The 20083-nt window shown below is 66.5% G+C and carries 18 protein-coding genes; 5 read left to right on the forward strand and 13 right to left on the reverse strand.

What is annotated here, in order from left to right; translation table 11 throughout:
• Nucleotides 1-203 precede the first annotated feature (203 nt).
• The 3 genes from mutS to ACSBPQ_RS10975 all read left to right on the forward strand — a co-directional run bounded on the left by mutS (nt 204) and on the right by ACSBPQ_RS10975 (nt 5407).
• Complete coding sequence (gene mutS / locus ACSBPQ_RS10965) at nt 204-2759, forward strand: DNA mismatch repair protein MutS (RefSeq protein ID WP_442682184.1); 2556 nt, start codon at nt 204-206, stop codon at nt 2757-2759.
• Between the two features lie 236 nt (nt 2760-2995).
• Nucleotides 2996-4645 carry a catalase gene (locus ACSBPQ_RS10970; protein ID WP_442682185.1) on the forward strand — a complete coding sequence of 550 codons (1650 nt, stop codon included), beginning with the start codon at nt 2996-2998 and terminating at the stop codon, nt 4643-4645.
• Nucleotides 4646-4798: 153 nt separating this feature from the next.
• On the forward strand, nt 4799-5407 hold the full coding sequence (locus ACSBPQ_RS10975) for a DUF937 domain-containing protein (RefSeq protein WP_442682186.1): 609 nt from the start codon (nt 4799-4801) through the stop codon (nt 5405-5407).
• Nucleotides 5408-5497: 90 nt separating this feature from the next.
• Here the strand turns inward: ACSBPQ_RS10975 and ACSBPQ_RS10980 are convergent, their stop codons facing one another.
• The gene (locus tag ACSBPQ_RS10980) at nt 5498-5884 is read right to left on the reverse strand and encodes an RNA-binding S4 domain-containing protein (RefSeq protein WP_442682187.1); all 387 of its coding nucleotides are present in this window, start codon (nt 5882-5884) and stop codon (nt 5498-5500) included.
• A gap of 128 nt (nt 5885-6012) precedes the next feature.
• Between ACSBPQ_RS10980 and ACSBPQ_RS10985 the strand changes: the two genes are divergently transcribed.
• On the forward strand, nt 6013-7491 hold the full coding sequence (locus tag ACSBPQ_RS10985; protein WP_442682188.1) for an MATE family efflux transporter: 1479 nt from the start codon (nt 6013-6015) through the stop codon (nt 7489-7491).
• A 193-nt stretch (nt 7492-7684) separates the two neighbouring features.
• Here the strand turns inward: ACSBPQ_RS10985 and rplS are convergent, their stop codons facing one another.
• The 8 genes from rplS to ffh all read right to left on the reverse strand — a co-directional run bounded on the left by rplS (nt 7685) and on the right by ffh (nt 14621).
• Nucleotides 7685-8092, reverse strand: a complete 408-nt coding sequence (gene rplS / locus ACSBPQ_RS10990; RefSeq protein ID WP_442682189.1) for a 50S ribosomal protein L19 — start codon at nt 8090-8092, stop codon at nt 7685-7687.
• A 140-nt stretch (nt 8093-8232) separates the two neighbouring features.
• A complete protein-coding gene (trmD, locus tag ACSBPQ_RS10995) occupies nt 8233-9009 on the reverse strand; it encodes a tRNA (guanosine(37)-N1)-methyltransferase TrmD (protein WP_442682190.1) in 777 nt (258 codons plus the stop codon).
• Between the two features lie 4 nt (nt 9010-9013).
• Nucleotides 9014-9529: a ribosome maturation factor RimM gene (gene rimM / locus ACSBPQ_RS11000; RefSeq protein ID WP_442682191.1), complete on the reverse strand. Its 516-nt coding sequence runs from the start codon at nt 9527-9529 to the stop codon at nt 9014-9016.
• Nucleotides 9530-9572: 43 nt separating this feature from the next.
• Entirely contained in the window at nt 9573-9833 is a 261-nt protein-coding gene (gene rpsP, locus ACSBPQ_RS11005) for a 30S ribosomal protein S16 (RefSeq protein WP_442682192.1), read from the reverse strand.
• Between the two features lie 169 nt (nt 9834-10002).
• Nucleotides 10003-10797 carry an aminotransferase class IV gene (locus ACSBPQ_RS11010; protein ID WP_442682193.1) on the reverse strand — a complete coding sequence of 265 codons (795 nt, stop codon included), beginning with the start codon at nt 10795-10797 and terminating at the stop codon, nt 10003-10005.
• Nucleotides 10794-11864, reverse strand: coding sequence for an NAD(P)H-dependent flavin oxidoreductase (locus ACSBPQ_RS11015; protein ID WP_442682194.1), 1071 nt, complete (start codon nt 11862-11864; stop codon nt 10794-10796). The genes ACSBPQ_RS11010 and ACSBPQ_RS11015 overlap by 4 nt, the downstream gene beginning before the upstream one ends.
• A 67-nt stretch (nt 11865-11931) precedes the next feature.
• Nucleotides 11932-13212, reverse strand: a complete 1281-nt coding sequence (locus tag ACSBPQ_RS11020) for a hypothetical protein (RefSeq protein WP_442682195.1) — start codon at nt 13210-13212, stop codon at nt 11932-11934.
• 29 nt (nt 13213-13241) lie between these two features.
• On the reverse strand, nt 13242-14621 hold the full coding sequence (gene ffh / locus ACSBPQ_RS11025) for a signal recognition particle protein (protein ID WP_442682196.1): 1380 nt from the start codon (nt 14619-14621) through the stop codon (nt 13242-13244).
• Between the two features lie 110 nt (nt 14622-14731).
• Here ffh and ACSBPQ_RS11030 point away from each other — a divergent pair, with 110 nt between their 5' ends.
• Entirely contained in the window at nt 14732-15523 is a 792-nt protein-coding gene (locus tag ACSBPQ_RS11030) for a cytochrome C assembly family protein (protein WP_442682197.1), read from the forward strand.
• A 66-nt stretch (nt 15524-15589) separates the two neighbouring features.
• Here ACSBPQ_RS11030 and radA read toward each other — a convergent pair whose 3' ends face one another.
• From radA to cyoB, 4 genes are all read right to left on the reverse strand, one after another.
• Entirely contained in the window at nt 15590-16984 is a 1395-nt protein-coding gene (radA, locus tag ACSBPQ_RS11035) for a DNA repair protein RadA (protein WP_442682198.1), read from the reverse strand.
• A gap of 140 nt (nt 16985-17124) precedes the next feature.
• Nucleotides 17125-17460: a cytochrome o ubiquinol oxidase subunit IV gene (gene cyoD, locus ACSBPQ_RS11040; protein WP_442682199.1), complete on the reverse strand. Its 336-nt coding sequence runs from the start codon at nt 17458-17460 to the stop codon at nt 17125-17127.
• Entirely contained in the window at nt 17460-18089 is a 630-nt protein-coding gene (cyoC, locus tag ACSBPQ_RS11045) for a cytochrome o ubiquinol oxidase subunit III (RefSeq protein WP_442682200.1), read from the reverse strand. Before cyoC ends, cyoD begins: the two co-directional genes overlap by 1 nt.
• A complete protein-coding gene (cyoB, locus tag ACSBPQ_RS11050) occupies nt 18086-20083 on the reverse strand; it encodes a cytochrome o ubiquinol oxidase subunit I (RefSeq protein ID WP_442682201.1) in 1998 nt (665 codons plus the stop codon). The genes cyoC and cyoB overlap by 4 nt, the downstream gene beginning before the upstream one ends.

Genomic DNA, 20083 nt, shown 5'->3' on the forward strand with positions numbered 1-20083 from the left:
ACGCGTGGCTAATGGATGGTCCAGGGGACCAAAGTCAGCGCCCCGCCCTTCGTTTGCGGTCCATTTATGGACCATCGGAGTCGCCTTGAAACGTATTTTAGCCCCTTTCTGAGCCAGTGATGCAAGATCCAAACAACCCACAACCCATTGATATCAAAGCATCCGGCAAGTTAGCCAAGGGCGCGCAGGAACATACCCCGCTCATGAAGCAGTTTTTTGCTGCCAAGTCCGATTACCCGGACCTGCTGCTGTTCTTCCGGATGGGCGATTTCTACGAGCTGTTCTATGACGATGCGCGCAAGGCCGCACGGCTGCTCGACATCACCCTGACCCAGCGCGGCAGCTCCGGCGGCGCGCCGATCCCGATGGCCGGGGTGCCGGTGCATTCCTTCGAGGGCTACCTGGCGCGGCTGGTGGCGCTGGGCGAATCGGTGGCGATCTGCGAGCAGATCGGCGATCCGGCGCTGGCCAAGGGGCTGGTCGAACGCAAGGTGGTGCGCGTGGTCACCCCCGGCACCGTTACCGACGAGGCGCTGCTGGACGAGCGCCGCGACACCCTGCTGATGGCCCTGTCGCGCGGCAAGGCCGGCTATGGGCTGGCCTGGGCCGATCTGGCCGGCGGCCGCTTCCTGGTCAACGAGGTCGACAGCGACGACGCGCTGGAAGCGGAACTGGCGCGGCTGGAGCCGGCCGAGCTGCTGGTCCCCGACGAGGAGAACTGGCCGGAGTTCCTGCGCCAGCGCAGCGGCGTGCGGCGTCGCGCGCCGTGGCTGTTCGATGCCGACAGCGGCCGTCGCCAGCTGCTGGCGTTCTTCAAGCTGCACGACCTTTCCGGCTTCGGCATCGACGACAAGCCGCGTGCCACCGCTGCCGCCGGCGCCCTGCTCGGCTATGTCGAGGAAACCCAGAAGCAACGCCTGCCGCACCTGACCTCGATCGCGATGGAAAACGCCGGCGAGGCGATCGCGATGAACGCCGCAACACGCCGCCATCTGGAGCTGGACACGCGCGTGGACGGCGACACCCGCAACACGCTGCTCGGCGTACTGGACAGCACCGTCTCGCCGATGGGCGGGCGCCTGCTGCGGCGCTGGCTGCACCGCCCGCTGCGCCTGCGCGAGGTGCTGCAGCAGCGTCACCATGCGGTGGCCACGCTGATCGATCGCGGCGCCGATGCCGACCTGCGTGAATCGTTCCGCGCCCTTGGCGATATCGAGCGCATCCTCACCCGCATGGCACTGCGCTCGGCGCGGCCGCGCGACTTCTCCACCCTGCGCGATGGCCTGGCGCTGCTGCCGGCCATCACCGCGCAGCTGCAGCCGCTGGATTCACCGCGCCTGCAGCAGCTGTATGCCGAGCTGGGTTCGCATGATGAAAGCGCGCAGCTGCTGGCCCGTGCGGTTGCCGAACAGCCACCGCTGAAGCTGTCCGATGGCGGCGTGATCGCCGAAGGCTTCGACGCCGAGCTGGACGAGCTGCGGCGCCTGTCGACCAATGCCGACCAGTTCCTGATCGACCTGGAAGCGCGTGAGCGTGAAGCCAGCGGCATTCCGACGCTGAAGGTCGGCTACAACCGTGTGCACGGCTACTACATCGAGATCAGCAAGGGCCAGGCCGACAAGGCGCCGGTGCATTACACGCGCCGGCAAACGCTTACCAATGCCGAGCGCTACATCACCGAGGAGCTGAAGAGCTTCGAGGACAAGGTGCTGTCGGCTCGCGAGCGCTCGCTGTCACGCGAGAAGCTGCTGTACGAAGGCCTGCTCGACAGCATCGCCACCCATCTGGAGCCGCTCAAGCGCTGTGCGGCCGCGCTCAGTGAGCTGGACGTGCTGGCCGGTTTCGCCGAACGTGCGCAGGCGCTGGACTGGGCCCGGCCGGAACTGCAGGAAGAACCCTGCCTGCGCATCGAACGTGGCCGTCATCCGGTGGTGGAGGCGGTGCGCGATACGCCGTTCGAACCGAATGATCTGGACCTGCATCCGGGCCGCCGCATGCTGGTCATCACCGGCCCGAACATGGGCGGCAAGTCCACCTACATGCGCCAGAACGCGTTGATCGTGCTGCTGGCGCATATCGGCAGCTTCGTGCCGGCCAGTCGTGCGCTGATCGGCCCGATCGACCGCATCCTGACCCGCATCGGCGCCGGCGACGATTTGGCCAAGGGCCAGTCCACATTCATGGTGGAAATGGCCGAGACCAGCTACATCCTGCATCACGCCACGGCCCACTCACTGGTGCTGATGGACGAGATCGGCCGCGGTACCTCGACCTACGACGGCCTGGCACTGGCCGATGCGGTGGCGCGTCATCTGGCCTACCAGAACCGCTGCTATACGCTGTTCGCCACCCACTATTTCGAGCTGACCGCCCTGGCCGATGAAAGCCACGAAGGCGGGCCCAGCGGCATCGCCAACGTGCATCTGGACGCGGTCGAGCACGGCGAGGCGCTGGTATTCATGCACGCGGTCAAGGACGGCCCGGCCAACCGCAGCTTCGGCCTGCAGGTGGCCGCACTGGCTGGCCTGCCCAAGGCCACGGTGGCGCAGGCGCGCCGGCGCCTGGCCGAGCTGGAGCAGCGCGGCGGCGACACCCAGAGCGCGGCCATGGCCCCACAGGCGCTGGATGCACCCCAGCAGTTCGGTTTGTTCGCCGCGCCGAGTTCGGCAGCCTTGGATGCACTGCAGGCGATGGATCCGGATGAGCTGACCCCGAAGCAGGCGCTGGAAGCCCTGTACCGGGTGAAGTCGCTGCTGTGACGCCAGAGCGCGATACCGTCAGGTGTCGCGCCCGTTCCCCTGCTCCTCCAGAGTCCGCGAATTCAGCAAAGACCGGTGCAATGGAATGCACAGCACCGATGAACAGGTGCTGTGCATCAAAAATCGCATGATCAATAGCTGAAACCTATTGGTACAAGTCGATCATTCGATTATCTATTTCATCGTTCTGTGGCTACAGTCGAAGCTGGATTCACCACCGCCAGCAGGAGCAAGCCATGAGCAACAACGACACCAAGCCGAGCTGTCCGTATCACAGCGCCCCGTCGCCCGAACAGGCCGCCCAGGCGCAACGCGACACCAGCACCACCCCGGCACAGAAACATGGCGATGCTCCGGCAACGCCGATGACCACCGCTTTCGGCGCGCCGGTGGTGGACAACCAGAACAGCAAGACCGCCGGCCCGCGTGGCCCGCTGCTGATGGAAGACGTGTGGCTGCTGGAGAAGCTGGCCAACCTCAACCGCGAGGTCATCCCCGAGCGCCGCATGCATGCCAAGGGCTCCGGCGCGTTCGGCACCTTTACCGTCACCCACGACATCAGCCAGTACACCCGCGCCAAGCTGTTCTCGGCAGTGGGCAAGCAGACCGAGATGTTCGCCCGCTTCACCACCGTGGCCGGCGAGCGCGGCGCGGCGGACGCCGAACGCGACATCCGCGGCTTCGCGCTGAAGTTCTACACCGAGGAAGGCAACTGGGACCTGGTCGGCAACAACACGCCGGTATTCTTCCTGCGTGACCCGCGCAAATTCGGCGACCTCAACAAGGCGGTCAAGCGTGATCCGCACACCAACCTGCGCAGTGCCCGCAACAACTGGGATTTCTGGACCCTGCTGCCGGAAGCGCTGATGCAGGTGACCGTGGTGATGAGCGATCGCGGCATCCCGCGCAGCTTCCGCCACATGAACGGCTTCGGCTCGCACACCTACAGCTTCATCAATGAAGGCGGCGAACGCTTCTGGGTGAAATTCCATTTCCTCACCCAGCAGGGCGTGCAGGCACTGACCGACGCGCAGGCCGAAGTGCTGGTCGGCAAGGACCGCGAAAGCCATGGCCGTGACCTGTTCCAGGCAATCGAGCGCGGCGAGTTCCCGAAGTGGAAACTGTTCGTGCAGGTGATGCCGGAGCTGGACGCGGAAACCTACCGCATCCATCCGTTCGACCTGACCAAGGTGTGGCCCAAGAGCGATTACCCGCTGATCGAAGTGGGCGAGTTCGAGCTCAACCGCAACCCGGACAACTGGTACATGGACGTGGAGCAGTCCGCGTTCGCACCGAGCAACCTGGTGCCGGGCATCGGCCCGTCGCCGGACAAGATGCTGCAGGCGCGCCTGTTCGCCTACTCCGACGCACAGCGCTACCGCCTGGGCGTGAACCACCACCAGATCCCGGTCAATGCCGCCCGCTGCCCGGTGTTCAGCAACCACCGCGATGGCGCCATGCGTGTGGACGGCAACTACGGTGGTCTGCCGCACTACGAGCCCAACAGCTACGGCCAGTGGCAGGAGCAGCCGGCCTACCGCGAGCCGGCGCTGAAGATCCGTGGCGATGCCGACTTCTGGAATTTCCGCGAAGACGACAACGACTACTTCAGCCAGCCCGGCGCGCTGTTCCGCAGCTACAACGCCGAGCAGAAGCAGCGCCTGTTCGAGAACACCGCCCGCGCCCTGGGTGATGCCCCGGACTTCATCAAGCAGCGCCACATCGACAACTGCAACAAGGCCGATCCGGCCTACGGTGCCGGCATCGTGGCGGCGCTGCAGAAGCTGGCCAGCGCAGCGGCCTCGGCCGATCCGTTCGCACCGCCGCCGCATCCGGGCCACGATTTCCCGACCGCCACCCCGGGCGCTGAGGACATCGAGCTGTAACCGGCAACGTTACTGGACGTTCGCACCGCAACACCGCCCGCCCTGTGCGGGCGGTGTCGTTGCCGCAGCCGGTCCACAATCGCACCGCCTGCCCACCCGGACCGCGCCGGCGGGTACCATGCCCGGCAGCCACCATCACAAGGACTGCAACCCATGAGCCTGACCGACGACCTCCTTTCCCAGTTGCAGGGCGCACCCCTGCAGCAGGTTTCCCAGCAGCTGGGCATCGATCCGCAGCAGGCTTCCGGCGCGATCGGTGCCGCACTGCCGCTGCTGATGGGCGCCCTGGGCAACAACGCCGCCCAACCGCAGGGCGCCGCGGCGCTGCTCGGTGCGCTGCAGAACAACCACAGCGGTCTGGACATCGGCAGCGTGCTCGGCTCGGTACTCGGCGGCGCGGGCAACAGCCCGGCGGCCAACGGCGCCGGCATCCTCGGCCATATCTTCGGTGGCAACCAGGGCCGTGCCGAAGCCGGGCTGGCGCAGGCCACCGGTCTGAGCCAGGGCAATTCAAGCCAGCTGCTGAAAATCCTCGCGCCGATCGTGATGGCCTTCATCGCCCAGCGCATGAGCGGTGGTGGCCAGGCCAGCGCCGGCGGACTGGCACAGCTGCTGGGCGAGGAGAAGCAGCAGGTGGCACAGGCCGGCGGCATCGGTGCGGGCCTGCTCGGCAAGGTGCTGGACCAGGACGGCGACGGCCAGTTCGGCGTCAGCGATCTGATCAAGCTCGGCAGCGGTTTGCTGGGCAGCGGCAAGCGCTGAGCCCCGGCTCCCGCATGACGGAAAACGCCACCCTCGCGGTGGCGTTTTTACTGGCGGCACGACGCCACCGGAGCAGCCATCCGCGTGCTCCTACAAGGCGTCGATATCGCCCAGTGCACGGATCAGGCGGCGTGCGCGCTTGTCCGGCTTGTGCTCCGGCGGCAGATAACCGTCGCGGGCGGCGGCACGTTGCAGGCGCAGCGCCTCGCGCGCGGTGCGTGAAGCGCCGGTTTCCTCGTACAGCGCCTGCGCCACCGGTGCCGGGCCACGACTGTCGCTGAGCCCCCGGACCGCGATCTCGAACACCTCCTCGCCGCGCTGCACCCGCAACGCATCGCCCACGCGCACCGCGCGCGAAGATTTCGGCCGCTGTCCGCCCACCTCGACCTTGCCGGTTTCCACCGCCTGTTTGGCGAGGCTGCGGGTCTTGAAAAAACGCGCCGCCCACAGCCATACATCAAGACGGATGCCTTCCATCGGTTGCGCATCCCGGTTCATCGTGTCGCCATTGCCTCCATGTTCCTCCTCGCACCCTGCAAACAATCCCCCGGCCGGCCTCACCTGCGAAATGCTAGTGTGCCCGTTCCAAAAGTCCTGCCGCGCCCATGCCGAAAACCGCCCCGTCCCGCTCGCTGACCGAAGGTCCGATCGGGCGCAATCTGCTGCTGTTCGCCCTGCCCATTCTCGCCGGCAACATCGCCCAGTCGCTGAACGGCTCGGTCAACGCGATCTGGGTCGGCAAGTTCCTCGGCGAGGCCGCGCTGACCGCCACGGCCAACGCCAACAACATCATGTTCTTCCTGATCGGCTCGGTGTTCGGCATCGGCATGGCCGCCACCATCCTGATCGGCCAGTCCATCGGCGCGCGCGACCTGCCGCAGGCGCGACGGGTGATGGGCACCAGCGCCACATTCTTCATCAGCCTGTCGGCGCTGATCGCGGTGCTGGGCTGGTTCCTGTCGCACCGGCTGCTGCTGGCGATGGGCACGCCGGCCGAATCGCTGCCGATGGCCGACGCGTATCTGAAAGTCATCTTTCTGGCGATGCCGCTGTTGTATGCCTTCGCCTTCATCAGCGCGGCACTGCGTGGTGCCGGCGATGCGCGTACGCCGTTCCGTTTCCTGCTGCTGGCGGTGGTGCTGGATATCGTCTTCAATCCGCTGCTGATCTTCGGCATCGGCCCGCTGCCGGAACTGGGCGTGGCCGGGGCGGCTTGGGCCACGCTGTTCTCGCAGGCGCTGGCACTGGGCGCGCTGCTGCTGTACCTGCGCAACAAACGGCACATGCTGTGGCTGGGGCGCAAGGACGCCAGCTTGCTGAAGATCGACCCGGCTATCCTCAAGGCACTGGTGCTCAAAGGTGTGCCGATGGGCCTGCAGATGATCGTCATCTCGCTGGCGATGATCATGATGATCAGCATGGTCAACGGCTACGGGGTGGAAACCGCCTCAGCCTATGGCGCGGCGCTGCAGTTGTGGACCTATGTGCAGATGCCGGCGATGGCGATCGGCGCCGCCTGCTCGACGATGGCCGCGCAGAACGTGGGCGCCGGCCTGTGGCCGCGGGTCGATGCCACCGCGCGCACCGGCGTGCTGTTCAACTTCCTGCTGACCGGGGCGCTGATCGCGCCGATCATCCTGTTCGATCGCAGCACGCTGGCACTGTTCCTGCCCGCAGCCAGCCAGTCGCTGGAAATCGGCCGGCACCTGAACCACATCGCGGTCTGGTCGTTCCTGTTTTTCGGCGTGAATTTCGTACTCGCCGGCGTGGTCCGCTCCACCGGCGCGGTAGTGCCGCCGCTGCTGATCCTGGCCATGGCGATGTGGGGCATCCGCGTGCCGTTCGCGCTGTGGCTGCAACCGGTGCTGGGCGCCGACGCGATCTGGTGGAGCTTCCCGGTCAGCGCACTGTGCTCGATGCTGATGATCATGGCCTATTACCGCTGGGGCGGCTGGCGCAAGGCGAAGATGCTGGTCACCCCGGAGACCGATCTGCTGGCCACGCCCGCCGAAATCGGCGCCGAGCCTCCCTCACCGGTCGCCGATCTGGATGCTTCAAGCGACAGCCGCTCACGCACAGGCTGACTTTTCACGGGCTTGCAGCGGCATTGGCACGTCGGGACTACTGCGGCCGTGCCGCTCTCGGGCGCCGGAACAGGTGACGACACGGATCGCCAGCCGCCCTGCCCATCCGCCGCACCATTTCACCGGTTCAGAAACGCAAACGGCCACCCGGAGGTGGCCGTTGCTGCAAACTGGCTGAGCCAGCCGGCGGGTATTACTCGGCAGCTTCGGCGGCCTGACGGGCGGCCTTGGCGCGGGCGTTGCCGGCCAGATCTTCCTTGATGCGCGCCTTCTTGCCTTCCAGGCCACGCAGGTAGTACAGCTTGCCGGCACGGACCTTGCCGCGACGCTTCACTTCGACCGATTCGATCAGGGCGCTGTGGTTCTGGAACACGCGCTCGACGCCGTAGCCGTGCGAGATCTTGCGCACGGTGAAGGAGGAGTTCAGGCCGGCATTCTTGGTGCCGATCACGACGCCTTCGTAGGCCTGCACGCGCTCGCGGTTGCCTTCCTTCACCTTCACATTCACCACAACGGTGTCGCCCTGGCCGAACTTCGGCAGCTCGCGGGTGATCTGGGCGGATTCGAATTCCGCGATGATGGACTTGTTCAGCTTGCTCATTGGATTACACCGATAGGTTTCGGGTGGGCGTGTCGATTCGACAGCTTGGATCTGATGCAGTCACCGGATTGCGCTGCACGTTTGTTGTTCTGGCTCCCACAACAACCGGCACGCGGCTGGCGGGAACTCGCAATTCTAACTTACTGTCCGTCCCCGGCGCCAGTGGGTGGCATTTCATCCTGCAGCGCCGCGCGGGCCTCGGCCAGCAGCTTGCGATCGGCCTTGCCCAGCCCCGCTTCATCCAGCAGGTCCGGGCGCCGCAATGCGGTGCGGATCAGCGACTGCTGCCGGCGCCAGCGGGCGATGGCGGCATGGTTTCCTGACCGCAGCACCTCCGGCACGTCCCCCAGCGCATGGCTGGATGGCTGGCTGTAATGCGGGCAATCCAGCAGGCCATCGCCTTCGAAACTGTCCTGCACCGCCGATTCGGCATCGTTCAGGGCGCCTTCCTGCAGGCGCGTCACCGCATCGATGATCACCGCCGCGCCCAGCTCACCACCGGACAGCACGTAGTCGCCGATGGAGATTTCCTCGTCGACTTCGTTGACCAGAAAACGCTCGTCCACGCCTTCATAACGCCCGCACAGCAGGATCATCCGCGGCAGCGCGGCCAGCTCCCGGACCTTGGCCTGGGTCAGCGGTCGCCCCTGCGGACTGAGGTAGATCAGTGGCGCCGGCTGCGGGTCGGCCGCGCGCGCGGCGGCCAGCGCGGCGCGCAGCGGCTCGATCAGCATCACCATGCCCGGCCCCCCGCCGAACGGACGGTCGTCCACCCGGCGGTAATTGCCTTCGGCATAGTCACGCGGGTTCCAGCCGTGCAGTTCCAGCAGGCCCCGCTCCTGCGCCCGCCCGACCACGCCCAGCGCGGCGGATTGGGCGAGGAATTCAGGGAACAGGCTGATGACATCGACGCGCACGGAATCAGAACTCCGGATCCCAGTCGACCACGATCAGGTTGGCGTCGAAATCGACCGATTTGATGAAATCGTCCATCACGAACGGAATCATCCGTTCGCGGTCACCGCGCACCACCAGCACATCGTTGGCACCGGTATCGAACAGGTGCGAGACCTGCCCCAGCCGGACACCTTCCACGGTCTGCACGTCCAGCCCTTCCAGGTCGACCCAGTAGTACTCGTCCGGCTTTGGCGGCGGCAGTGCGCTGCGGGCGACGTAGATCTCGGTACCGCGCATGGATTCGACCACGTTGCGGTCATCCACGCCGGGGAACACGGCCACCAGCGTCTTGCTCGCCTCGCGCCCGCGTACACCGGTGATTTCCGTTTCCTGGCCGGCAGGACTGCGCAGGATCCAGGGCTGGTAATTGAAAATGGCCAGCCGCGGCTCGGTCCAGGACTCGAGCTTCAGCTCACCGCGCACACCAAAAGCGCCGGTCACCCTGCCCAGCAGGATCCGGCGCTCGGAATCTTTCTTCATGTCGGAAACCAGTCGGGCCGCGCTTGCACGCGGCCCGTCAGGATCAGGCCGCTGCGGCCTGTGCCTTGGTCGCTTCCTTGTACAGGTTGCGGACCTTGTCGCTCATCTGGGCGCCATTGGCGACCCACTTGTCGACAGCGACGATGTCCAGCACGATGCGCTGCTCGCCACCCTGGGCCACCGGGTTGTAGTAACCGACGCGTTCGATGTTGCGGCCGTCGCGGGCGCTGCGGACGTCGGTGACGATGATGTGGTAGAACGGACGCTTCTTGGCGCCGCCGCGGGTCAGTCGAATCTTGACCATGGTGGTTTTCCTTTGTAGCCCAGTCGCCAGGATGGCGCGGTAAGCCGGCGATTATAGCGACGCACCTGCCGCATTCCAACCCTGCCCCTGCCATCCAGACTGAATGGGCCTTCTGCAGGGGCGGCCAGCGCGCCAACGCCGGCTTCATCGAAACTCCCGGCACCGCTGCCTAAAGCAGTACCCACGGCACCTCGGCCAGCGCCTGCTGCAACACCTCCAGCAACCGGCCCGACTGCTCGAACCCCTGCTCCCCGATCCGCGCCAGTGGCCACACGCCGGTGGCATTGCAGGCGACCGCACCGGTAAATGCGCCGATTTCCTCCAGCATCACCGCACGGCAGGCCTGGGGCTGGCTCCTCGTCTCCAGCCCAGCCATCAACAGCTGTTCAGCCGTGCCGCGCAGCGCGGCCGCCCGGGGCCACAACACCTCGCGGCTATCCCAGAACGCAAGATTCCAGGTCGTGCCTTCGCAGACCCTGCCGGAGCTGTCGATGAACAGCGCATCGTCGAATCCCGCCCGCATCGCCTGCCGGCGCTGATGGAACAGCTCGAACGTACCCACATGTTTGAGGTGCGGCGAGGCGCGCTCATGCCACACCGGCAACACCGAGCGCGCCTTGGGTGGCATCACAACCGGCGCGGAAATCGCGATCAACACATCCACCGGCACGGCACGCAGCGGCTGGCGGAAATCAAAAAGCCGTGAGAACACGGTGATGCGCACCGAGGCATCGCACACCCCGCATTGCGCCAGCGCATCCTTCAACCAACGCAGCACCTGTTCGCTGTCCAGCTCCGCATCGAACAGCTCCCGCGTGCCCGTTTGCAACCGCTGCACGTGCAACGCCCAGCCCTGCACGGCACCACTGCGCACCTGCAACGAGGTGAAATGCCCATAGTTGACCAGTGCACCGGCAAGCAGCGATGCATCGGCGGGCTGGCCATTGCAGAACAGGCCAGTCACAGCAACGCCTGTGCCTGCGCCCACATCGAACGCATGATGTCAGCCGCCGGCGCGTGGCGCGCCATCCATGCCGATTGCCCGGCCCAGGCCTGCATTGCATCGATCCGGTTGTCCGTGTTCGCTTGCGCCCGCATTGCGGCAGTCAAGCCGCGCTGCACCGGATAGGGCTGCGACGGTGGCGCATCGGTGGCTGCGGCCGCACGCACATAAGCGGTAGCGAGCGCACGTCCAAGCCGGCCACTGAAAGCACGGGTAGCCTGCGTACCTTCCGGCTCGGCCGCCGCCAACGCCTGACGCCATGCCCCGGGAATGCTGGATTCCTCCGCCGCAAGGAAGGCCGTGCCCACCTGTACCGCGCTGGCGCCCAGCATCAATGCCGCGGCCACGCCACGACCGTCACCGATGCCGCCGGCGGCGATCACCGGCACCTCGAGCCGGTCGGCCAGGCGCGGCAGCAGGGCGAACAGGCCGCTCATCTGCGCCTCGGCACACCCGGCCTCGAATGCGCCGCGATGGCCGCCGGCCTCCATGCCCTGCGCGACCACCGCGTCGGCGCCGGCCGCCTGCGCCTGCAGCGCCTCGTCCAGCGTGGTGGCGCAGGCGAACCAGGCGATGCCGGCGGCCTTCAGACGTCGCGCCTGCGCCGCGGAAAACACGCCCATGATGGTCGAGGCCACCGCCGGCCGCGCCGCGACCAGGGCATCGAACTGCGCGTCGAAATCGGCCGGTCCGGCATCGCCGGCGCTGGCCGGTACCGGCGGCCCCCAGCGCTCGAGGAAGGCGCGGGTCGCCGCTTCCGCCACGGCGTCGCGCGCCGGTGCCGGGTCGGGCACCCAGACGTTGACCTGGGCCGGGCCGTCCGACTGCCGGCGGAAGTCGTCCATCCACTGCCCGATCTGTTCCGGCGTGGACAGTACCGCGCCCATCGCGCCCATGCCGCCGGCATTGGCCACGGCCGCGGACAGGGCCACCGGGCAGGCGCCGGCCATCGGCGCCTGCAGGATGGGAAGCGCGATGCCGAAACGCTGGCAGAAATGGTCCGCGCGTTGCCGGATGTCCGGGGTCATGGCGCACTCCAATCGGGAGCCGTCATCATCGCCGAGCCGTCCTGTGGCGCCAATGCCGGCAGGCAGCTCACGCCAGGTCCCGCGGCACGGGCATCGGCATCCGGTACCAGTCCTCGACCCGGCCTTCGCGCAGGTCGAAGTCGCGCACGGCCTGCGGACGCTGCAGGAAGGCGCCCCACAGCCGCAGGTCGACGAAATCCGTGGCCGGGCGGCCGCGCCACTCCGGCGGACCGTGCAGTTCCAGCTCCAGGCAGTGGAAGCCATCGGCGCCACAGGTGAACGCATGGCGGCCGTCCACCACGCCGCCGTCGTACAGGTGCGGCCCGCGCACGAAGCCGTACAGGCGCAGCGCGCCGTCGGTGAAGCCGACCGCGCCGTCGTCGCGCGGCAGGCGGCGGTCGAATGCGTCGGCCTGCCACGCCTGCTCCAGCACCAGCACGTCGCCCCGGCTCAGCTGCAGGTACCAGCGGTGCAGGTGCCGGTACTGCGCCAGCCAGTCGCTGGAAGGATCGCCTGTACCCGCCACGTCCCATGCATCAGCATCGCCGGCGAACAGCAGGCACGCGCCGCGGGGCACCTCGCGGACCGTGCACGACGGCAGGCGCGCATGCGTCTGCAGCGGGCGCTCGCCTTCGATCCGCGCCACCACGCCGCCATCGGCGTCGCGCTCATAGCGGCAGCTCGCACCGTGCGCCGGCTCCAGCGACAGCGAGAGCGCATCCGGCGCGGCTACCGCCAGCCAGACGCCGATGCTGCCGGCGGCCGCGGACGCGTCCGACGCGTCCTGGCCGATGCCCAGCGAATGCACGCCGGTACGCTCGATGGCGATACGGGTCTCGTCCACGCCGCCCACGTCGAACCAGCGCCGTGCGCCCTGTTCCGGCGCGCACAGGTCGCAGGGCCAGTGCGTCGGCGCACGACCCTCGTCCGGCGTGTCGGGATGGAAGCGCAGCAGCAGCACGTCGCCTGCGCGCAGGAACATCTCGTGCGTGGCGCAGATGTCCGCGCGCGGGTAGCGCTCGTTGTGGAACGGCGCCAGATCGACGACATGGCGGCGCCATTCGCGCCCGGCCGGAGCCGACGCCGGCATCGCGATGGCGCCCGGCACCGGGCCATGCAGGGGCGCCAATGTGGCGCTCGTGGTGATGGAGGACTCGTGCTCCACCTGCGCCGCGGCCGAGCTGGTACGGCGCCGCCGGAACAGGGCATCGACCAGCCCTGCGGCCAGCACCAGCGCGACCCACAGCACCAGCGTGGCCGGTAGCACGGCCCAGCCCGACGCCAGCCGCAGGGCCAGCACCAGCGCCAGGCCCAGGAGGACGGCATGCTGGCCCGGCGACCAGGACACGGCTTGGTTTCCCCGGTCGCTCGAAGGGCTCAGCGGAACGGCAGGCCGCCCTTGCCGCCCATGGCGCCGAGCATGCCCTTCATGTTGCGCATCATGCCCTTCATGCCGCCACCGGCAAGCTTGCCCATCATCTTTTCCATCTGCATGTACTGCTTCATCAGCTTGTTGACGTCGGCCGGCTGGGTGCCGGAGCCGCGCGCGATGCGGGCACGGCGCGAACCGTTCAAAAGGCCCGGATTGCGCCGTTCCTTCTTGGTCATCGAGTTGATGATGGCGATCATGCGCGGCACTTCCTTGCTCTGGCTGACCTGCGCCTTGAGGTGCTCGGGGATCTGCCCCAGGCCCGGCAGCTTGTCCATCAGGCCGCCGATGCCGCCCATGTTCTGCATCTGCTCGAGCTGGTCGCGCATGTCGTTGAGGTCGAACTTCTTGCCCTTGGCGACCTTCTCGGCCAGCTTCTGCGCCTTGTCCTTGTCGACCTGCTGCTCGACCTGCTCGACCAGCGACAGCACGTCGCCCATGTCGAGGATGCGGCTGGCCACGCGCTCGGGATGGAACACGTCCAGGCCGTCGACCTTCTCGCCGGTACCGGTGAACTTGATCGGCTTGCCGGTGATATGGCGCACGCTCAGCGCGGCACCGCCGCGGGCGTCGCCGTCGGTCTTGGTCAGCACCACACCGGTCAACGGCAGTGCCTCGCCAAACGCCTTGGCGGTGTTGGCCGCGTCCTGGCCGGTCATCGCATCGACCACGAACAGCGTTTCGGCCGGATTGACCGCCGCGTGCAGGGCCTTGATCTCGGCCATCATCGCCTCGTCGATGGCCAGGCGACCGGCGGTATCGACGATCAGCACATCGGCGAACGACTTGCGTGCGTCGTCGATGGCGGCGCGGACGATGTCCACCGGCTTCTGCTCCGGCGCCGACGGGAAGAACAGCACGCCGACCTGTTCGGCCAGCGTCTTGAGCTGCTCGATCGCGGCCGGACGGTAGACGTCGGCCGACACCACCATCACCTTCTTCTTGCGCTTTTCCTTCAGGTGCTTGGCCAGCTTGCCGACCGTGGTGGTCTTGCCCGCGCCCTGCAGGCCCGCCATCAGGATGATGGCCGGTGCCGGCACGTTGAGGTTAAGGTCCGTGGCCTGCGAGCCCATCACCGCGGTCAGCTCGTCGCGCACGACCTTGATCAGCGCCTGGCCCGGGGTCAGCGACTTGAGCACTTCCTGGCCGACCGCACGCACCTTGATCCGTTCGATCAGCGCCTGCACCACCGGCAACGCGACATCGGCCTCCAGCAGCGCGATGCGCACCTCGCGGGTGGCCTCGCGGATGTTGTCCTCGGTCAGGCGGCCGCGCCCACGCAGGCGCTCGATGGTGCCGGAAAGGCGCTGGGTCAGTGACTCGAACATGCGATGCAACCTGCGGGAATCGTGAAAACAGAGGCGCCAAGTATAGCGATCCACCGTCATTGCCGCCGGTCCGCATCGCCAGCAACAGGCCCGTATGCGAAACTGCTGCGATGACAATTGTTCTCATCGCCGTCCTGCTCTACCTGCTTGCCACCGGCCTGCTCATCCGCGGCCTGTCCGCCGGCCACAACGTGACGCCGCGCGCCTGGCTGCTGCCGGCCATCGGCGCCGGACTCCTGCACGCCGGTTATCACGCCAGCGTGGCGCTGGGCACTCCCGGTGGCCCGGACATGCACTTCTTCGCCGCGCTGTCGCTGGTCGGTCTGGGCATGGCGCTGCTGACCACACTGGTCGGCGCGCGCGGCCGCTGGGCGGCACTGGGCGTGGTGGCATTCCCGCTGGCGGCGGTGTTGCTGGTGCTCTATCACGGCCATGGCCATGAGCCGGCGAAACTGCTGGGCTGGCGCTTGGCCTCGCACGCATGGCTGGCGCTGCTGGCCTACGCCACGCTGAGTATCGCCGCGCTGCTGGCGATGATGCTGTGGCTGCAGGAGCGCGCCCTGCGGCTGCGCGATTTCCGCCCGTGGCTGCGCGCCCTGCCGCCGATGGCCGATCTGGAAATGCTGCTGTTCCGCACCATCACCGTCGGCTTCAGCCTGCTGACCCTGACTCTGGTCACCGGCGTGCTGTTTGTCGACAACCTGTTCGCGCAGAAGCTGGTGCACAAGACCGTGCTCAGCATCCTGTCGTGGCTGGTCTTCGGCACCCTGCTGATCGGCCGTCACCGTTACGGCTGGCGCGGCAGCAAGGCCGTGCACTGGACACTGAGCGCGATGGCGCTGCTGCTGCTGGCGTTTTTCGGCAGCCAGTTCGTCATCGAGCTGGTATTGCAGCGCCACTGAACCGGACGGCGTCCATCCACAAGCGTGACGGCACGGCGGCAGCTGCGGGGAAGGCTTGCGGCCCGGTTACTCCAGTGCCGCTTCCAGCGCCTGTGACAAGCGCTCCACCGCGATCACTTCAATGCCCTTCACTGCACCGGCCTTGGGTGCATTGGCACGCGGCACGATCGCCCGCTTGAAGCCATGCGTGGCCGCCTCACGCAACCGGTCCTCGCCGTTGGGCACCGGGCGGATCTCGCCGGACAGGCCCACCTCGCCAAAGGCGATGGTCTTCTCCGCCAACGGCCGGTCCTGCAGCGAGGACAACACCGCCAGCAGCACCGGCAGATCGACCGCGGTTTCCTGTACGCGGATGCCACCGACCACGTTGACGAACACGTCCTGGTCGCCAACCAGCACGCCACCATGCCGGTGCAATACCGCCAGCAGCATAGCCAGCCGGTTCTGCTCCAGTCCGACCGCGACCCGGCGCGGGTTGGACAACGGCGAGGAATCCACCAGCGCCTGCACTTCCACCAGCAGCGGACGGGTGCCTTCGCGGGTGACCATCACGCAGCTGCCCGGCTGCCGCGTGCTGCCGCCTGAAAGAAAGATCGCCGACGGGTTGGACACTTCCTTCAGGCCCTTCTCGCCCATCGCGAACACGCCCAGTTCGTTGACCGCGCCAAAGCGGTTCTTGAACGCGCGCAGCACGCGAAAGCGGCTGCCGCTCTCGCCCTCGAAATACAGCACCGCATCGACCATGTGCTCGAGCACGCGCGGGCCGGCAATGCCGCCCTCCTTGGTGACATGGCCGACCAGGAACACCGCGGTGCCGGTCTCCTTGGCAAAACGCACCAGTCGCGCCGCGCTCTCGCGCACCTGGCTGACCGATCCCGGCGCCGCGGTCAGCGACTCGGTCCACAGCGTCTGCACCGAGTCGGCAACGATCAGTTTCGGCCGCGCCGACGCCGCGTGCCGCAGGATGTGCTCGACGCCGGTTTCGGCCAGCGCATTGACGCCCTCCAGTGGCAGCTCCAGCCGCACCGCGCGACCGGCGACCTGGGCCAGCGATTCCTCACCGGTGACATAGAGCACCGGCAGCGTGCCGGCCATCTTCGCCACCGCCTGCAGCAGCAGCGTGGACTTGCCGATGCCCGGATCACCACCGACCAGCACCACCGCGCCTTCGACCAGTCCCCCGCCCAGCACCCGGTCGAACTCGCCGATGCCGGTGGACACGCGCAGATGGTCGCTGTGCTGCACATCCTTCAGCGCGGTGATCTTCGGCGCTTCGACCTTGCCGGCCCAGCCACTGCGCCGGGCGGCCGGCGACTTGGCCGCGGCCGCACTTTCCAGCACGATTTCGCTGAGCACGTTCCAGACACCACACTCGGTGCACTGGCCCTGCCACTTGCTGTATTCGGCACCGCACTCGCCACAGACATAGGCTGTGCGGGCTTTGCCGGCGGTCTTGGCCATCGATCTTCCTGATATATCGCTGCGGGATGCCGCGCAGGATAGCCGAGCACCGTCGCAACGGTTGCGACCCCGCGCCCGCGCCTGGAAAAGCGAAGGCCGCCTTGCGGCGGCCTTCGTACAACGATTGCAGCCGGGGCTGCTTACATCATGTGGTAGTTCATGTTCCACATCACCCACAGCGAACCGCCGATGATGATGCCGATCACCAACAAGGTGAACATGCCGGCATTGACGTTCCAGCGCGCCGCCGAGGAGCGGTCCAGGTGCAGGAAGAACACCAGGTGCACCAGCAGCTGCAGGATGCCGGCCACCACCACCACCGCACCGGTGGCGAAGCTGGACAGGCTGCCGTCCATCACCACCCAGAACGGGATAACGGTGAGGATCGCCGCCAGCACGAAGCCGGTCAGGTAGGACTTGACGCTGCCGTGGTTCTCGCCACCGGCGCTTTGTGCATGATTGTCATGTGCGGACATCAGATCGCTCCCGACAGATAGACGACAGAAAACACGCCGATCCAGACCAGATCCAGGAAGTGCCAGAACAGGCTCAGGCACGCCATGCGGGTCTTGTTGCGCGGGGTCAGGCCATCACGCTTGAGCTGGATGAACATCACCAGCAGCCACAGCATGCCGGCGCTGACGTGCAGGCCGTGGGTGCCGACCAGCGCGAAGAACGCCGACAGGAAGGCGCTGGTATCCGGGCCATGGCCGCCATGGATCAGGTGATTGAACTCCCAGATTTCCATGACCATGAAGCCGCCACCCAGCAGCCAGGTGATGGCCAGCCAGAAGAACATCTGCCCCTGCTTCGCCTGGTGCAGGGCGATCATGCCCAGCCCGAAGGTTAGCGAGGACACCAGCAGCAGCGCGGTTTCCCATGCGACGAAGGACAGGTCGAACAGGTCCTTGGCCGAGGCGCCGCCGTTGGTGGCACCGGCCAGCACTATGTAGGTCACGAACAGTGTGGCGAAGATGAGCAGGTCGCTCATCAGGTACACCCAGAAACCGAAAACGGTGTTCTCGCCGGTGTCGTGATGCTCGTGGTCATGGCCGGCTGCATGCGCAGCCTGGCCATGGGTCAACGTGTGGGCGTTCGTGCTCATGCCTTCACCTCGCTCTTCACCAGCCCCTGGGCAACCAGGTGCTTGCGATGTTCATTCTCGATACGCTCGACTTCAGCGCCCGGCACCCAGTAATCCACGTCCTTGTCGAAGGAGCGGTAGATGAAGGTGCCGATCATGCCGGCCAGGCCGATGAGGGCGAATACCCACATGTGCCACACCATCGCAAAGCCCAACAGCAGGCTGAACGCGCCGATGACGACACCGGTACCGGTGTTCTTGGGCATGTGGATGTCGCTGTACTTGGCCGGACGCTGCCACGCTTCACCGCGCTGCTTGCGATACCAGAACCCGTCCAGCTCCTCGCCCTTGGGCAGCACCGCGAAGTTGTAGAACTGCACCGGGGAAGTGGTTTCCCACTCCTGGGTACGGGCATCCCACGGATCGCCGGTGAGATCGACATTCTTCTTGCGATCGCGGATGGACACGGCGAACTGGATCACCTGGCACAGGATGCCCAGGGCGATGATCGCTGCACCGACGGCGGCAACGATGAACATCGGCTGGTAGTCCATGTTCGGGTAGCTCTGCATGCGGCGGGTAGCGCCCATGAAGCCCAGCGCGTACAGCGGCATGAAGGCCACGTAGAAACCGATGAACCAGCACCAGAACGCGCGCTTGCCCCAAGTTTCATCCAGCTTGAAGCCGAACATCTTCGGGAACCAGTAGGTGATGCCGGCGAACATGCCGAACACCACCGCACCGATGATGACGTTGTGGAAGTGCGCCACCAGGAACAGCGAGTTGTGCACCACGAAGTCGATGGCCGGAATCGCCAGCATCACGCCGGTCATGCCGCCGATGACGAAGGTGATCATGAAGCCGATCGTCCACAGCACCGGCGAGGTGAAGTGCACGCGACCGCGGTACATGGTGAACAGCCAGTTGAACACCTTCACGCCGGTCGGGATCGAAATGATCATCGTCGTGATGCCGAAGAAGGCATTGACGTTGGCACCCGAGCCCATGGTGAAGAAGTGGTGCAGCCACACCAGGAACGACAGCACGCCGATGGCGCAGGTCGCATAGACCATGCCCTTGTAGCCGAACAGGGTCTTGCGCGAGAAGGTGGCGATCACCTCGGAGAACACACCGAATGCCGGCAGCACCAGGATGTAGACCTCCGGGTGGCCCCAGATCCAGATCAGGTTGATGTACAGCATGGCGTTGCCGCCACCGTCATTGGTAAAGAAGTGCATGCCCAGGTAACGGTCCAGGGTCAGCAGCACCAGGGTGATGGTCAGCACCGGGAAGGCGGCGATGATCAGCAGGTTGGTCACCAGCGCGGTCCAGGTGAACACCGGCATCTTCATCAGCGGCATACCCGGGGTACGCATCTTGAGGATGGTGATGAAGAAGTTGATGCCGCTCAGCGTGGTACCCAGACCCGAGACCTGCAGGGCCCAGATGTAATAGTCCATGCCCACGCTTTGACTGTATTCCAGCCCTGACAGGGGCGGGAACGCCAGCCAGCCGGTCGCCGCGAACTCGCCCACCCACAGCGAGATCATGATCAGCGCGACGCCCGACATGAACAGCCAGAAGCTCAGCGAGTTCAGGAACGGGAAGGCGACGTCACGCGCGCCGATCTGCAGCGGCACCACCAGGTTCATCAGGCCGGTGATCAGCGGCATGGCCACAAAGAAGATCATGATCACACCATGCGCGGTGAAAATCTGATCGAAGTGGTGCGGCGGCAGATAGCCTTCCGCCCCGCCGGCGGCAACCGCCTGCTGGGCACGCATCATGATCGCGTCGGCGAAGCCGCGCAGCAGCATCACGAATGCCACGATCAGGTACATCGCGCCGATCTTCTTGTGGTCCACCGAGGTGAACCACTCCTTCCACAGATAACCCCACAGCTTGAACTTGGTGATCGCGGCCACGACAGCAAGCCCGGCGATACCCGCTCCAACCAGCGAGGCCAGCACGATGGGATCGTGCGGCAGTGAATCAAGAGAGAGTTTTCCCAACAT

This window comes from Stenotrophomonas sp. JC08 (genome assembly GCF_052180205.1).
In the GTDB taxonomy this organism is placed as follows: Bacteria; Pseudomonadota; Gammaproteobacteria; order Xanthomonadales; family Xanthomonadaceae; genus Stenotrophomonas.